At 66.9% G+C, this 14276-nt stretch carries 14 protein-coding genes; 5 read left to right on the top strand and 9 right to left on the bottom strand.

Annotated elements, in window-relative coordinates; genetic code table 11:
- Positions 1-172 precede the first annotated feature (172 nt).
- The 4 genes from LDO86_RS07705 to LDO86_RS07690 all read left to right on the top strand — a co-directional run bounded on the left by LDO86_RS07705 (position 173) and on the right by LDO86_RS07690 (position 4461).
- A complete protein-coding gene (locus LDO86_RS07705; protein WP_018772015.1) occupies positions 173-829 on the top strand; it encodes a GntR family transcriptional regulator in 657 nt (218 codons plus the stop codon).
- On the top strand, positions 822-2342 hold the full coding sequence (locus tag LDO86_RS07700) for an MmgE/PrpD family protein (RefSeq protein ID WP_018772014.1): 1521 nt from the start codon (positions 822-824) through the stop codon (positions 2340-2342). The genes LDO86_RS07705 and LDO86_RS07700 overlap by 8 nt, the downstream gene beginning before the upstream one ends.
- On the top strand, positions 2343-3245 hold the full coding sequence (prpB, locus tag LDO86_RS07695; RefSeq protein WP_018772013.1) for a methylisocitrate lyase: 903 nt from the start codon (positions 2343-2345) through the stop codon (positions 3243-3245).
- Between the two features lie 76 nt (positions 3246-3321).
- Positions 3322-4461: a bifunctional 2-methylcitrate synthase/citrate synthase gene (locus tag LDO86_RS07690; protein ID WP_018772012.1), complete on the top strand. Its 1140-nt coding sequence runs from the start codon at positions 3322-3324 to the stop codon at positions 4459-4461.
- 72 nt (positions 4462-4533) lie between these two features.
- Here LDO86_RS07690 and LDO86_RS07685 read toward each other — a convergent pair whose 3' ends face one another.
- Entirely contained in the window at positions 4534-5016 is a 483-nt protein-coding gene (locus LDO86_RS07685) for an 8-oxo-dGTP diphosphatase (protein ID WP_018772011.1), read from the bottom strand.
- 75 nt (positions 5017-5091) lie between these two features.
- On the opposite strand from LDO86_RS07685, the gene LDO86_RS07680 reads away from it, so the two are divergent.
- Positions 5092-5781, top strand: coding sequence for a hypothetical protein (locus tag LDO86_RS07680; RefSeq protein ID WP_224084414.1), 690 nt, complete (start codon positions 5092-5094; stop codon positions 5779-5781).
- Between the two features lie 47 nt (positions 5782-5828).
- Here LDO86_RS07680 and xerD read toward each other — a convergent pair whose 3' ends face one another.
- The 8 genes from xerD to LDO86_RS07640 are packed head-to-tail and all read right to left on the bottom strand — an operon-like array spanning position 5829 to position 14271.
- Positions 5829-6842 carry a site-specific tyrosine recombinase XerD gene (gene xerD / locus LDO86_RS07675; protein ID WP_018772009.1) on the bottom strand — a complete coding sequence of 338 codons (1014 nt, stop codon included), beginning with the start codon at positions 6840-6842 and terminating at the stop codon, positions 5829-5831.
- Complete coding sequence (locus tag LDO86_RS07670; protein WP_018772008.1) at positions 6842-7501, bottom strand: NUDIX hydrolase; 660 nt, start codon at positions 7499-7501, stop codon at positions 6842-6844. Before LDO86_RS07670 ends, xerD begins: the two co-directional genes overlap by 1 nt.
- A 27-nt stretch (positions 7502-7528) precedes the next feature.
- Positions 7529-9334, bottom strand: a complete 1806-nt coding sequence (locus LDO86_RS07665) for a CTP synthase (protein WP_043425657.1) — start codon at positions 9332-9334, stop codon at positions 7529-7531.
- Between the two features lie 28 nt (positions 9335-9362).
- On the bottom strand, positions 9363-11102 hold the full coding sequence (recN, locus tag LDO86_RS07660; protein ID WP_018772006.1) for a DNA repair protein RecN: 1740 nt from the start codon (positions 11100-11102) through the stop codon (positions 9363-9365).
- A gap of 4 nt (positions 11103-11106) precedes the next feature.
- On the bottom strand, positions 11107-12132 hold the full coding sequence (locus LDO86_RS07655; protein WP_018772005.1) for an NAD kinase: 1026 nt from the start codon (positions 12130-12132) through the stop codon (positions 11107-11109).
- A 13-nt stretch (positions 12133-12145) separates the two neighbouring features.
- Complete coding sequence (locus LDO86_RS07650) at positions 12146-12961, bottom strand: TlyA family RNA methyltransferase (protein ID WP_018772004.1); 816 nt, start codon at positions 12959-12961, stop codon at positions 12146-12148.
- The gene (locus LDO86_RS07645) at positions 12961-13272 is read right to left on the bottom strand and encodes a hypothetical protein (RefSeq protein ID WP_018772003.1); all 312 of its coding nucleotides are present in this window, start codon (positions 13270-13272) and stop codon (positions 12961-12963) included. The genes LDO86_RS07650 and LDO86_RS07645 overlap by 1 nt, the downstream gene beginning before the upstream one ends.
- Positions 13273-13281: 9 nt before the next feature.
- Positions 13282-14271 carry an HAD-IIA family hydrolase gene (locus LDO86_RS07640; protein WP_018772002.1) on the bottom strand — a complete coding sequence of 330 codons (990 nt, stop codon included), beginning with the start codon at positions 14269-14271 and terminating at the stop codon, positions 13282-13284.
- Positions 14272-14276 lie beyond the last annotated feature (5 nt).

The raw sequence follows: 14276 nt of genomic DNA, 5'->3' as shown, positions 1-14276 counted from the left end.
ACGTAATCCCGTCCACGACGTTGTGATGCAGCTCATGCTAGCTGGCGGAGTTAACCACCACAAGGGTCGTTGTATACAAGGAAGTCAATTTCTGGCATATTTTCTCAAAGGTCCATTCTTTTGAGCCCAGTTGTGTATACACTGATGCAGTCAGCCGAGGAAGGAGACGAGCATGCGCGCCAGCGACAAGGCCTATGCCGCCCTGCGCGATGACATCATCGAATGGCGCCTGGCGCCGGGTACGGTCCTTGCCGAGGTGGAACAGTCCGAGCGTCTGGGCGTCTCGCGCACACCGCTGCGGGAAGCCTTGGGGCGCCTTACGGCGGAAGGCCTCACGACGGCAGGCGGCCGCGGCGTCGTCGTCACCGACATCTCGCTTGAGGACATTGACGAACTGTTCGAACTCCGCGAAACCCTTGAGGGCAGGGCGGCGGCACTGGCTGCGCGGCGCGGCGAGGCTGCGACGTTCGAGCGCCTGCAGCGCGAACTGCTCGAGGCTCCCGCATTGATTGGCGGTGACGAGCCGGCCCTGCATGACTACTACGAACTGGTGGGCCGGCTGGACACAGCAATCGACGCCGCCATCTCCAACTCCTACCTGGCCCAGGCCATGCGCAGCCTGCGCGTTCACCTGGTCCGGATCCGCCGGCTTGCCGCCGACGATGCCTGCCGGCTCACTGCCGCAGCCGCCGAGCATGCCGCCATCGCGGAGGCGATCGCGGCCGGCAACCCCAGGCTCGCCGAGGCGGCCACCATCGTCCACCTGCACCGAAGCCTCTCCCACGTCAAAGCAACCCACGCATCCCACCCGAAGGAGCACCATGGTTAAGGAACACCACGTCCGCGTCTATAAAAGCGAAGAAAACCTGCCCCGCGAGGACCAGCTGGCCTACAAAATCGCCCAGGTCGCCGCGGACCCGGTGGCTGTGTCTGACGACGTGACCGCTATGGTGATCAACCGCGTCATCGACAACGCCTCGGTGGCGATCGCTTCCCTGAACCGCGCGCCGATCGTCGCCGCCCGTGCCCAGGCGCTCACCCACGGCCCCAGCACCGGCGGCAAGGGGTCCAAAGTCTTCGGCATCGAGGACCGCGTGTCCCCGGAGTGGGCAGCCTGGGCCAATGGGGTGGCTGTCCGGGAACTGGACTACCACGACACCTTCCTCGCGGCCGACTACTCCCACCCCGGGGACAACATCCCGCCGATCCTCGCCGTCGCCCAGCACGTTGGCGCCAGCGGCCACGACCTGATCCGGGGCATCGCCACCGGGTACGAGATTCAGGTCAACCTGGTCAAGGCCATCTGCCTGCACAAGCACAAGATCGACCACGTGGCCCACCTCGGCCCCTCGGCCGCGGCCGGGATCGGCACCCTGCTTGGCCTCGATGTGGAGACCATCTTCCAGTCAGTGGGCCAGGCGCTGCACACCACCACCGCCACCCGGCAGTCCCGCAAGGGCGAGATCTCCACCTGGAAGGCCCACGCCCCGGCCTTTGCCGGCAAGATGGCCATCGAATCAGCGGACCGGGCCATGCGCGGCCAGACCTCCCCCGTGCCCATCTACGAAGGCGAAGACGGCGTCATCGCCTGGATGCTCGATGGCCCGGACGCCTCCTACATGGTCCCGCTTCCCACCCCGGGTGAAGTCAAGCGTGCCATCCTGGACACCTACACCAAGGAACATTCCGCGGAGTACCAGGCACAGGCGTGGATCGACCTTGCCCGCAAGCTGCACCGCGAACACCCCGAGGTCACCGATCCGGCCAACGTCGAGTCAGTGCTGATCAAGACCAGCCACCACACGCACTACGTGATCGGCTCCGGCGCCAACGACCCCCAGAAATACAGCCCCACCGCGTCCAGGGAAACCCTGGACCACTCCATCCCGTACATCTTCACCGTGGCCCTGCAGGACGGGGCCTGGCACCACGTGGACTCCTACGCACCGCAGCGCGCCGCCCGTCCGGACACCGTGGAACTGTGGCACAAAGTCAGCACGGTGGAAGATCCCGAATGGACCCGCCGCTACCACTCCCTGGACATCGCAGAGAAGGCTTTCGGCGGCTCGGTGGAGATCACGCTCAAGGACGGCACCGTCATCACCGACCAGATCGCCGTTGCCGACGCCCACCCGCTCGGCGCCCGCCCCTTCGCCCGGGAACAGTACATCAACAAGTTCCGCACCCTCGCCGCCGGGCTCGTGGAGGAGGCTGAGATCGAAAGGTTCCTCACCGCCGTCGAACGCCTCCCACAGCTCGCCGCCGGTGAGCTGGACCAGCTGAACATCACCGCCGCTCCCGGCGTCATCGACCTCGCGGCGGCACCGAAGGGACTGTTCTAGATGCTGTACTCAAAGACCACCCCGGAACAGAAGCGGGTCCGCTTCCGGGAACTGCTGGCCTCCGGGACCATCCAGCAGTTCCCCGGCGCGTTCAACCCGCTCTCCGCCCGGCTGATCGAGGAAAAGGGCTTCGCCGGGGTGTACATCTCCGGCGCCGTCCTCGCCAACGACCTCGGCCTGCCGGACATCGGCCTGACCACCCTGACCGAGGTAGCCACCCGGGCCGGACAGATCGCGCGGATGACTGACCTGCCCTCGATCGTTGACGCGGACACCGGCTTCGGGGAGCCCATGAACGTGGCACGCACCGTCCAGGAACTCGAGAACGCAGGCCTGGCCGGCTGCCATATCGAGGACCAGTTCAACCCCAAGCGCTGCGGCCACCTCGACGGCAAGAACGTGGTGGACCAGGACACCGCCACCAAACGCATCAGGGCCGCGGCCGACGCCCGGCGGGACCCGAACTTCCTGATCATGGCCCGCACCGACATCCGCGCCACCGAGGGGCTGGAAGCCGCACAGCAGCGCGCCAGAGCCCTCGTCGAAGCCGGCGCCGACGCAATCTTCCCCGAAGCCATGAAGGACCTCAGCGAATTCCAGGCCATCCGCGACGCGGTGGACGTGCCGATCCTGGCCAACATGACCGAGTTCGGCAAGAGCGACCTCTTCACCGTGGATGAACTGGCCGGCGTCGGCGTCAACATGGTGATCTATCCGGTGACGCTGCTCCGTAGTGCCATGGGGGCTGCTGAGCGTACTCTGGAATCGATCAAATCCGACGGCACCCAGGAGGCGCAGGTTCCAAACATGCTGACCCGTGCCCGGCTCTACGACCTCGTTGACTACGAGGCCTACAACCGCTTCGACACCGGCGTGTTCAATTTCCAGATTCCCGGAACATGACACCCGGCACCTGACACCCAATCGGAAGGCCGGCCTCCGCCGGACGAACAGGCTTTAGGAACAAAGGAGTTTCAGCATGGCTGAAAATGAGATCAAAAAAGGCCTTGCCGGCGTGGTGGTGGACTACACCGCCGTTTCCAAGGTCAATCCGGACACCAACTCCCTGCTCTACCGCGGCTACCCTGTCCAGGAACTGGCAGCGCGGTGCAGCTTCGAGGAAGTGGCGTACCTGCTGTGGAACGGTGAACTGCCCACCAAGGACCAGCTTGCCGAGTTCAGCGCGAAGGAACGCGCCGGCCGCGCCCTCGATCCGGTGGTGAAGCAGGTGATCGATACCCTTCCGGTCACTTCGCACCCGATGGACGTCTGCAGGACTGCTGCTTCCGTTATGGGGGCACGGCATCCCCTGACCGGGGATTCCTCCCGGGAAGCCAACATGGCCAAGGCCGTGGACCTGTTCGCCGCCATGCCCGCGGTGGTGGCCTACGACCAGCGCCGCCGCCACGGGCAGGATGTGGTGGAGCCCCGCGAAGACCTTGGCTACTCGGCCAACTTCCTGTGGATGGCCTTCGGCGAGGAGCAGGTGCCGGAGGTGGTGGATGCCTTCAACGTCTCGATGATTCTTTACGCCGAGCACTCCTTCAACGCCTCCACATTCACCGCCCGTGTGATCACCTCGACGCTCTCGGACCTGCATTCAGCCGTGACCGGTGCCATCGGCGCCCTCAAGGGTCCGCTGCACGGCGGCGCCAACGAAGCGGTCATGCACACCTTCGACGAGATCGGCATCCGGCAGGAGGAGTCCCTGGAGGAAGCAGCGGCCCGGGCCAAGGCATGGATGGAAGACGCCCTGGCGCAGAAGAAGAAGGTGATGGGCTTCGGCCACCGTGTCTACAAGCACGGCGACTCCCGGGTCCCCACCATGAAAGCCGCACTGGACAAGATGATCGCCCACTACGGCCGGCCGGAACTGCTGGGGCTGTACAACGGGCTCGAGCAGGCCATGGACGAAGCCAAGGCCATCAAGCCGAACCTCGACTACCCGGCCGGGCCCACGTACCACCTGATGGGCTTTGATACGCCCACATTCACTCCCCTGTTCGTGGCCAGCCGGATCACAGGCTGGACCGCCCACATCATGGAGCAACTGGACGCGAACTCCCTGATCAGACCGCTGAGCGAGTACATCGGTCCGGAGGAGCGGCACCTCCCCTGACTCCTGGCAGGAACGTCCGACGGCGGCCCGGCACCCAGGTGCCCGGGCCGCCGTCGGCCGTTAATTGCCTGCTCAGTCCAGCAGGCTCTCGGATGAGGCGACTGATTCGTTGTCTGTGTGCATGGTGACCACCACGTTGATCCTTCGGCCTTCCAGAACCACCGGGAGCCAGTGGTCGGCGTCCTGCCACATGCGGTCCACGGGCAGCGTATCCACCCGGAACCATTCTGGCAGGATCTCGTCGCTGGGTGCCGGCTCGCCCTGCCAGGTCCGGGCGGTAAAGAGGGTGGTCCGCATATTCCATTCCGGGCGGGCCGGAAAGACGAAGTGGACCGATCCGGCGTCCGCCAGGTCCTCAACCCGCAGCACCACACCGGTCTCTTCCAGGACCTCCCGGATGACGGCCTGCGCGTCCGACTCCCCCGGTTCCACGTGGCCGCCGATGCCCACGATCTTGCCCCTGCCGAACCCGGTCTGTTTCAGCCCGAGGAGCACCTCGGGGCCGCCCGGCCCGTCACGGAGCAGGAAGCAAAGGGTCACAGAGGCTGTGGTCATGCCTTCAAGCCTATGGGGTCCGGGAGTTGTCATCGGGGAAGCGCCAAGGGACGCCGGATATGCCAAGCTCTAGGTGTGACTCCCGAAACAGGACACGGAATACGGCCCGCCAGGATTTCGGCCATTGACACCCGCCTGCCGGGGTGGCTGGTGCGCAACCCTTTGTATTGGGGCTGGGCCTGGGCCTGTGTCTGGACAGCGCTCATTCTTGCAGATGAGTTCGTGAACCTGGCTGGTTGGACGTGGTACCTGCTGGTGGCAGCAGCGGCCCTGCCCACGCTGCTCAGCACCCTGGCCGTTCTCCACGTGACTCCCCGGCAGCAGGTGAAAGCCGCCCGGGAGTCGGTTTTGGGCCTGTTCTTCGTGCGGTTCCTGGCACTTGTTGCGGCCTTCATGGTCTGGGCCATCTCGGTGGTGTTGAGTGCGTCCATCTCAACCACTGTCCAAGCGGTGGCGGGAGACTCAGAGCGCGAGGTGACGGCTCTGGGATTCACCCTGATGGCGGCCCTGGTGCCGCTGGTGGTAGCCGTCCTATGGTTGGCGTTTGTCGCCCGGTGCGCCTGGTTCCTTCGGCGGCTTCGCGGCTGGCGGCAGGTGCCCGCGCTCTCCCGCGTACCGAAATCCTTCCTCCGTGGCCGGCCACGGCTGCGCCGGGTGGTGATTGGCCTGGCACATCCCGGACTGATGTTGGTCGCCTGCATGGGCACTTCTGTGCTGGCTTTCCTGCTGGGGCCCGTGGAACTGACCATCGAGGCCATGTTCTAGCTGTCCGCGCGACACTGGCGGCCGGACGTGCCCTGCCTGGCGGAACGTCAGCCCAGCGCGCGGGGATGAGCGGCCGCGTAGATTTCCCGTAGCGTATCAGCCGTGACCAGCGTGTACACCTGGGTTGTGGTCACCGATGCGTGGCCCAAAAGTTCCTGCACCACCCTGACGTCCGCGCCGCCTTCGAGCAGGTGGGTGGCGAAGGAATGCCGCAGCGTGTGCGGTGAGACGTCCCGGGTGATGTTGGCCTTCTCCGCCGCCGCCTTGAGGATGGTCCAGGCGCTCTGCCGGCTGATCCGGCCGCCGCGGGCATTCAGGAACAGCGCAGGCGTGCCCTTGCCCTTGGCAGCAAGCAGCGGCCGGCCGCGGACCAGGTAGGCGTCCAGCGCCCGGGCCCCGTAGGAGCCCAGCGGCACCAGCCGCTCCTTCGACCCCTTGCCGAACAGCCGGACAATGGCAGGCCCGGATTCCGGCCCGGCAAGGGAGATGTCATCAACGTCCAGTCCCACCGCTTCGCTGATCCTGGCTCCCGTGGAGTAGAGGAATTCAAGCAGGGCGCGGTCCCGCAGTCCGGCGGCGGTGTCCGTTCCTGCCGCCTCCAGGATGCGGGTCACTTCGTCAACGCTGATGGCCTTGGGCAGCCGTTTACCTGCCATGGGTGGGTGGACGTCGCGGGCTGGATCGGCCGGCGTATAACCTTCGAGGGCCCAGAACTTGTGCAGGCCACGGACCGCCACCACCGTCCGGGCCGCGGACCGGACGCCCAGGGTGGAACCGCCGTCGGAACCGTCCGACAGGGCGCGGACGTAACCCGTGACGTGGTGCCGGGTGATGTCCTCCGGCCGGCCGCAGCCGGCTGCGGCAACATACCGGGCGTAGCGGGCCAGGTCCCGGCGGTAGGCTGCCAAGGTATTCGCTGCCAGTCCCCGTTCCACACCCATGTGCTGGAGGTAGTCGGTAATTGCACGGTCGATGGCGGAAGGTACAGGTGCCGGGGCAGCGGCAGCCTCCGCCGGGCCCGGTTCGAACGCCGGCGCTGCTTCAGCCGAAGGAGGGGCCATCAGCGCTGGCTGGGGTGGGCGGGCCAGGGGGCGTCGGCGGGGCGGAGGCCTTCATAGTCGTTGGCGCGGGCGGCAGCGGCAGCCAGGATACCGACGACGGCGGACGGGTTGTGCAGGCGTCCGGCCAGGACGGACGCCACGGCATCATCCAGGCCGATCCAGTGGAACTCGATCTCCGCCTCCTCGTCCGTCCGTTCGTGGCGTTCGTGGTGCGGCACTTCGGTGAGGTCACGGGCCAGGTAGATACGGATGGCCTCGCTGGAGGATCCCGGGGAATTGAAGACATCCGCCAGGACGTTCCAGGTCCCGGCAGCAAGGTCCGCTTCCTCGGCCAGTTCGCGCGCCGCCCCCACTACGAAGTCTTCGCCTTCAACATCCAGCAGGCCCGCCGGAACCTCCCAGAGGTCCATGCCCACGGGGTGCCGGTACTGCTTCAACAGCAGGACCTGGCCCTCGGCGTTCATGGGCAGGACGGCTACGGCGCCGGGATGGTCGATGTAATCGCGGGTGAGGGCGTCCCCGGAGTCCGAGAGCTGGAAGGTGTCGCTGACGACATCCCAGATCCTGCCCTGGTAGACCTTCTCCGTTGACAAAAGACGGCGCGGGCTTGGTGCATCCGAAACCTGTTTGGCAGGGGTGGCTTCAGGTGTACCAGGCATCGCGCCGTCCTTTGTGTGTTCTATCGACTACTTAGCGGTAACGGTACCCGATGCCGCATGTTCGCCGGCCGGGGGCACAGCCGTGTCGGCAACGCCCTCCTGGCCTGCACCCTGGCCGCCCGCGTTCTGGTGGCCTGCGTTCTGGTGGTCAAGTGCAGCCTTGACCAGGCCGGCGAACAGCGGGTGCGGGCGGGTGGGCCGCGAGCTCAGCTCGGGATGGGCCTGCGTGGCCACGTAGTACGGGTGCACGTCGGCGGGCAGCTCAACGAATTCCACCAGCTTGCCGTCCGGGGAAGTGCCGGAGAAGACCAGGCCCTTGTCCGCGATCTGCTGGCGGTACTTGTTGTTCACCTCGTAGCGGTGCCTGTGGCGTTCGCTCACGGTGGTCTTGCCGTAGGTTCCGGCGATGACCGAGCCTTCATCCAGTTTGGCTTCGTACAGTCCAAGGCGCATGGTGCCGCCAAGGTCGCCGCGGCCTTCCACGTACTCCAGCTGCTCCTCCATGGTGGCGATCACCGGGTACTTGGAGTCCGGCTCGAATTCGCTGGAGGAGGCACCCTCCAGGCCCACCACGTTGCGGGCGTACTCGATCACCATGCACTGCAGGCCGAGGCACAGGCCCAGCACGGGCAGCTTGGTTTCGCGGGCAAACTTCAGGGCGCCGAGCTTGCCTTCGAGTCCACGGATGCCGAAGCCGCCGGGAACGCAGATGGCGTCCACGCCGTCGAGGGCCTTGACGGCGCCTTCGCGGGTCTCGCATTCGTCGGACGGGACCCAGCGGATCTTGACCTTGGCCTCGTTGGCGAAGCCGCCGGCACGCAGCGCTTCGGTGACCGAGAGGTAGGCGTCAGGCAGGTCGATGTACTTGCCCACCAGGGCAATCTCGACGTGGTGCTTGGGGTTGTGGACGGCTTCAAGCAGCTTGTCCCAGCTGGTCCAGTCAACGTCCTTGAAGGGCAGGTCAAGGGCCCGGACGATGTAGGAGTCAAGGCCCTGTCCGTGCAGGGTCTTGGGGATGTCGTAGATGCTGGGGGCGTCCGCGGCGTTCACCACGGCGTCGATGTCGACGTCGCACATGCGGCCGATCTTCTCCCGCATGGCCTCCGGCACTTCACGGTCCGAACGGATCACGATCGCCTCGGGCTGGATGCCGATGGACCGCAGCGCGGCCACGGAGTGCTGGGTGGGCTTGGTCTTCAGCTCCTGCGAGGGGCCAATGTACGGCACCAGGGAGACGTGCAGGAAGAACACGTTTCCGCGGCCGATGTCCTGGCGGACCTGGCGGGCGGATTCGAGGAACGGCTGGGATTCGATGTCGCCAACGGTGCCGCCGATTTCGGTGATGATGACGTCCGGGGCGTTCTTGCCCTCGGCGGGCAAACGCATGCGGCGCTTGATCTCATCCGTGATGTGCGGGATGACCTGGACGGTGTCCCCCAGGTACTCGCCGCGGCGTTCCTTGGCAATCACCGTGGAGTACACCTGGCCGGTGGTGACGTTCGCGGACCCCTCGAGGTTTTCATCAAGGAAGCGCTCGTAGTGCCCGATGTCCAGGTCCGTTTCGGCGCCGTCGTCTGTGACGAAGACCTCGCCGTGCTGGAAGGGGTTCATTGTGCCCGGATCCACGTTCAGGTAGGGATCGAGCTTCTGCATTGTCACGGACAGGCCGCGTGCCCGGAGCAGGTGACCAAGGCTGGACGCCGTCAGTCCCTTACCAAGCGAGGACGCCACACCGCCGGTGACAAAGATGTGCTTCGTCGTCTTGGAGGAGCCCGGGAACCGGGAATTTACACGGGAATTTGATCGCTGCACCACGGAATTCGAGCCTATCATCAATTCGTCCCTCCCGTGGTTGTCCCTGTCAGGCCCGCTGGGGCAGGAGCTTGGCGTCATCCAGCAGTTCCTGGGCGTGGGCCTGCGCGGTTTCGGAGTCTTCCTGGCCGGCCAGCATCCGGGCGAGCTCGCGGACCCGCTCCGGGCCGTCGAGGAGGCGGACGTCACTGGAGGTGAACCCGGTGGCGGTGCCGCCGTCGGCTCCCCTGACGGAAGTCTTGGTGACGGTGATGTGCTGGTCCGCGAACGCTGCCACCTGCGGCAGGTGCGTGACCACCAGCACCTGCACGTGGCGTGCCAGCATGGCCAGGCGGCGGCCGATCTCGACGGCGGCGCGGCCGCCCACGCCGGCGTCCACCTCGTCGAAGACGAAGGTGGGGACGGGATCGACGGCGGCAAGCACCACTTCGATGGCCAGCATGACGCGGGACAGCTCACCGCCGGACGCCCCCTTGCCCAGCGGCCGGGCCGGGGCGCCCGAATGCGGCCGCAGCAGGAAGCTGATGTCGTCCGCGCCGTGAGGGCCCAGCTGACCGGTCGGCTCGAGGTTGATCACCAGTGTGGCATCGGCCATGGCCAGGGCCTTGAGCTCCGCACTGACGCGGCCGGACAGGTCCTTTGCGGCCTTGGCGCGGATCCTGCTGATGCCCGCTGCCTGCTTCTTCAGATCCGCCTCGGCGCGGACCACCTCAGCGTCCAGGGCCTCGATGCGGGACGAGTCGTCCTGGAGCTCGTCGAAGCGGACGCGCGCCTGCTCCGCCCACTCCAGCACCTCGTCGATGGTGGGGGCGTATTTCCGGACCAGTTTGGCCAGCGCAGCGCGCCGGTCCTCGATCTCGGCGAGCCGCTCCGGGCCCTCGGAGTCCAGGCTGGCCTGGTAGCTGGCCAGCTCGGCGGCGATGTCAGTAAGCAGGAAGCCCACCTCGGCCAGCCGGGCGGCTGCGGAGCCCAGCTGCGCATCGTGCTCGGACACGTGCTCCAGGGTCCGCTTGGCGGAGTCCACCAATGTGGTGGCGTCACCGGCTTCACCAAAGTCCTCGGCAATGAGTGCCTGGTGGGCGGTGCTCGCGGCGATCCGCAGTTCCTCCACGTTGGCAAGCTTCACGGCCTCGGCCTTCAGGAGCTCATCCTCCCCCGGCTGCGGATCCACCTCGTCAATCTCGGCAAGGGCAGCCTCCAGGGATTCAGCTTCGCGGAGCCTGTCGCGGGCGGCGCTGCGGAGGTTGTCCAGCTCGGCCTGGCTGGACTTCCACCGGCCATACAGCTCCTGGTAGGCGGCCAGTGGACCGGCCAGGGTGTCGCCGGCGAACTTGTCCAGGGCTTCACGCTGCGCCGTGGCGCTCTTGAGCCGGATCTGGTCCGACTGTCCGTGCACCACCACCAGGGTCTCGCCGATCTCAGCCAGTACGCCCACGGGTGCAGCACGGCCGCCCAGGAAGGCACGGCTGCGTCCATCCGCACCAAGGCGCCGGGCCAGGATCAGCTCTGCGCCGCCGTCGAACTCTTCCGCCTCGGCACCGGCGTCCAGGGCACGCGCAATGGCCGGGTGGCCGGCGTCGAGCTTCAGGACTGCTTCAGCGGTGGCGCTCTTGGCGCCGCTGCGGACGGCCCCGGCATCCGAACGGGCGCCCAGCAGCAGGCCAACGGCGGTGACCACCATGGTCTTGCCGGCGCCGGTTTCGCCGGTTACGACGCTCAGTCCAGGGCCGAGCGGAAGCGTTGCGTCGGTGATGACGCCCAGATCGCGGATTCTCAGTTCTTCAAGCATGGATTCACTTTGCAGTCGACGGATCGGGATCGCTGTCGGAGTTCTCCACATGCGGCACGGGCAGCGGCGGCATGGGCCGCGGCGTCCGCACAATGGGGATGGGGCCGGTGTGCACGGCGTCGGACTTGGGGACCGGCCCGCGCCAGCCGTGGATGGGCAGCTCGAACTTGCGGACCAGCCGGGCGGAGAACGGCGTCTGGTGGGTGCGGGCCAGCCGGACAGGAGTGGCGGACTTGGTCACTTCCACGCGGGCTCCCGGCGGCAGGTCCACCGAGCGCCGTCCGTCGCACCACAGCACGCCCTGGGCGTCGGTCCGGCCCAGCACCTCCACCGCAAGCTTCGACCTGGGCGACACCACCAGGGGCTTGGCGAAGAGCGCGTGGGCGCTGATGGGCACAATGACCAGGGCCTCCACCTCCGGCCAGACCACCGGACCGCCCGCCGAGAACGCGTAGGCCGTGGATCCGGTGGGGGTGGCCAGCACGATGCCGTCTGAGCCGAAGGACGTCAGCGGGCGCTCGTCCACCTCGGTCACGACTTCGAGCATGCGTTCGCGGTTGGCCTTCTCGATGGCGGCCTCGTTTAAAGCCCAGGTGTGCCAAATCTTCTGGCCGCGGACCCAGACCTGGACATCGATGGTCATGCGCTCTTCAACCGTGTACTCGCGGCTGGCAACCCACTCCACGGTCTGGGCAAGGTCCGCCCGCTCGCTTTCGGCCAGGAAGCCCACGTGGCCCAGGTTGACGCCCAGCAGCGGCACATCCACCTCACGGACCAGTTCGGCGGCCCGCAGGATGGTGCCGTCACCGCCAAGGACCATGACGAGTTCCACATCGGGCAGCTGGACGTGGTCGTGGAGGACCTCCACCGGCTGGGCCAGGTGCCCAAAAAACCTTTCCATGTCCCCCAGTTCGGACTCCTGCATCACGGGGACCATGCCGGAGGCGTGCAGCAGGGCGCAGGCTTCCCAGGCGGCTTTCAGTGATTCCTCGCGGCCGGTGTGGGCAAGGACCAGTACACGCCTGCTCATCAGGTTCCGCTCTCTAGTGGTTAGGCCAGATTTGTCCGAGCAACGCAGCGGCTGCTGCCTCTCGCTCTTCGATCTTAGGCAAGTCTTTGCTGATCCTGCGTTTTATCCACAGGAAGTATTCGACGTTTCCGTCCTGCCCCGGCAGCGGACTGGCCGCCAGCCCGCAAAGGTCCAGGCCGGCGTCGAGCGCTGCCCTGGCCACCTTCTCCACGGCCATCCGCCGCTCACGCTCCGAGTTGACCACGCCGGTGCGGCCCAGGCGGTCCTTGCCGATCTCGAACTGGGGCTTGACCATCAGCACCAGGTCCCCGCCTGGTTCGGTGCAGCCGGCCAGTGGCTGGACCACGAGGGTGAGGGAAATAAAGGACAGGTCGGCGACGGTCAGCGCTGCCGGGCCGCCAATGTCTTCCGGCGCCATGTACCTGACGTTCATGCCTTCATGGACGTCCACGCGGGGGTCGTCGCGGAGGTGCGGCACCAGCTGGCCGTGTCCGACGTCGACAGCCACCACGTGCGCGGCACCCCGCCGAAGCAGGACATCGGTAAAGCCCCCGGTGGAGGCGCCGGCGTCCAGGCACCTCTTGCCCGCCACCGAAACTTGGGGGAAGGCGTCGAGGGCCCCGGCCAGCTTATGGCCCGCGCGGCTGGCGTAGCTGTCCTGGTCATCGTGTTCGACTGCGAGGTCCCGGCTGTCATCAACCTGGAGGGAGGCCTTGGCGAGGACCTGGCCACCGGAGCTGACCTTGCCTTCGGCGATGAGCGTCGCGGCATGGGTGCGCGACCTCGCCAGCCCGCGTGCCACCAGTGCCTGGTCGAGGCGAACCGGCATCAGGCTGCACCCCCGGCGGGACCGGGCAGTGTGGAGCCGGTCCCGGTGGGGGCGGTCTTTGCGGGATCAGCACCTGCGGGATCGGCGTCTGCAGGATCGGTGCCTGCGGGATCGGCGTTGAGGGCGGCCAGCAGTTCATCGTGAAGGTCGTCGTAGACGGTCCCGTGGTCCGGGACAGGGAGCCCGGGCATGTCGAAAAGCCTGGCTACGGCCTGCGCAACCCGCGGATCGGTGAGGTCCATCCCGCCTGGCTGCGGCCACTCCGGGGCCGGCTGGGCTGTCGCGTCGTCCGGTGCGGTCAGCTCGGTCATTCAACCAGTCTAGTGATCCAGCCACACCAGCTTGGGCGCCTTCGGGGCTGCGGCGTCCGGCGTCGCCGCCCACCAGGCCGCACATGCGGCCCGCCAGGAGTCGAGCTGGTCCTGGCTGCCAATGATGCCCACGGCTCCGTTGGCCACGCGCGCCGTTGACTGGCCGCACGTGTACGTGCCGTCGTCGTGCGTCACTTCGGGGTACGGGCGGTGCAGGCCGGCCAGGTTTTCGATGATGTAGTTGGGCCGTTCCGCAGACCTCGCGGCCAGAATGGTTTCGCGCGTGTCGACGCCGGTCAGGACAGCAACGGTGGCAAAGCCGGCGTTGTTGCCGCCCAGGATGTCCGTGTCCAGCCGGTCGCCGACCACCAGGGGACGCTCGGCCCCGAGGCGCTTGGCTGCCGAATGGAACAGCGGAGCTTCGGGCTTTCCAGCAACCTTGGGCTGCTGCCCCGTGGCAGCAGCGACAGCGGCAACCAAGGTGCCATTTCCCGGGGCGATGCCACGCGCGTGGGGAATGGACATGTCCGTGTTGGTGGCCACCCAAAGCGCCCCGGAGGACACCACGTAGGTGGCCTCTGCCAGGTCCTTCCAGCCGATGGTTGGGCTGAAACCCTGGACGACCGCGACCGGTTCCTCCGCCTGGCTGCCCACCGGCACCAGGCCCACCAGTTCAATTTCGCGGGCAAGCGCCGTGCTGCCCGTGATGAGGATCCTGGACCCTGGTGGAAGCAGCGAGGCCAGGAGCTCGGCTGCCGCCTGCGAGGAACTGACCACCTGGTTGTCCTCGGCGGGGGCACCAAGCTCACGGAGATGCGCTGCCACCTCCGCCGGGGAGCGGGAGGCGTTGTTCGTCACATAGCCCAGGCCGATACCCAGGCCGGAGAGCTGCTGCAGTGAATCCACAGCTCCGGGAATGGCGTGGGGCCCGGCATAGACCACGCCGTCCAGGTCGGCGAGCAGTGCATCGAAGCGGGAAACCAGTGAAACGTCAGTCATGCTTG

It is taken from the genome of Arthrobacter sp. StoSoilB19 (assembly GCF_019977275.1).
Taxonomy (GTDB): domain Bacteria; phylum Actinomycetota; class Actinomycetes; order Actinomycetales; family Micrococcaceae; genus Arthrobacter.
This window is presented reverse-complemented; position numbering and strand designations above follow the sequence as displayed.

Coding starts and splice junctions, on each gene's coding strand:
- LDO86_RS07705 (WP_018772015.1), top strand. CDS start 173: ATGCGCGCCAGCGACAAGGCCTATGCCGCCCTGCGCGATGACATCATC.
- LDO86_RS07700 (WP_018772014.1), top strand. CDS start 822: ATGGTTAAGGAACACCACGTCCGCGTCTATAAAAGCGAAGAAAACCTG.
- prpB (WP_018772013.1), top strand. CDS start 2,343: ATGCTGTACTCAAAGACCACCCCGGAACAGAAGCGGGTCCGCTTCCGG.
- LDO86_RS07690 (WP_018772012.1), top strand. CDS start 3,322: ATGGCTGAAAATGAGATCAAAAAAGGCCTTGCCGGCGTGGTGGTGGAC.
- LDO86_RS07685 (WP_018772011.1), bottom strand. CDS start 5,016: ATGACCACAGCCTCTGTGACCCTTTGCTTCCTGCTCCGTGACGGGCCG.
- xerD (WP_018772009.1), bottom strand. CDS start 6,842: ATGGCCCCTCCTTCGGCTGAAGCAGCGCCGGCGTTCGAACCGGGCCCG.
- LDO86_RS07670 (WP_018772008.1), bottom strand. CDS start 7,501: ATGCCTGGTACACCTGAAGCCACCCCTGCCAAACAGGTTTCGGATGCA.
- LDO86_RS07665 (WP_043425657.1), bottom strand. CDS start 9,334: ATGATAGGCTCGAATTCCGTGGTGCAGCGATCAAATTCCCGTGTAAAT.
- recN (WP_018772006.1), bottom strand. CDS start 11,102: ATGCTTGAAGAACTGAGAATCCGCGATCTGGGCGTCATCACCGACGCA.
- LDO86_RS07655 (WP_018772005.1), bottom strand. CDS start 12,132: ATGAGCAGGCGTGTACTGGTCCTTGCCCACACCGGCCGCGAGGAATCA.
- LDO86_RS07650 (WP_018772004.1), bottom strand. CDS start 12,961: ATGCCGGTTCGCCTCGACCAGGCACTGGTGGCACGCGGGCTGGCGAGG.
- LDO86_RS07645 (WP_018772003.1), bottom strand. CDS start 13,272: ATGACCGAGCTGACCGCACCGGACGACGCGACAGCCCAGCCGGCCCCG.
- LDO86_RS07640 (WP_018772002.1), bottom strand. CDS start 14,271: ATGACTGACGTTTCACTGGTTTCCCGCTTCGATGCACTGCTCGCCGAC.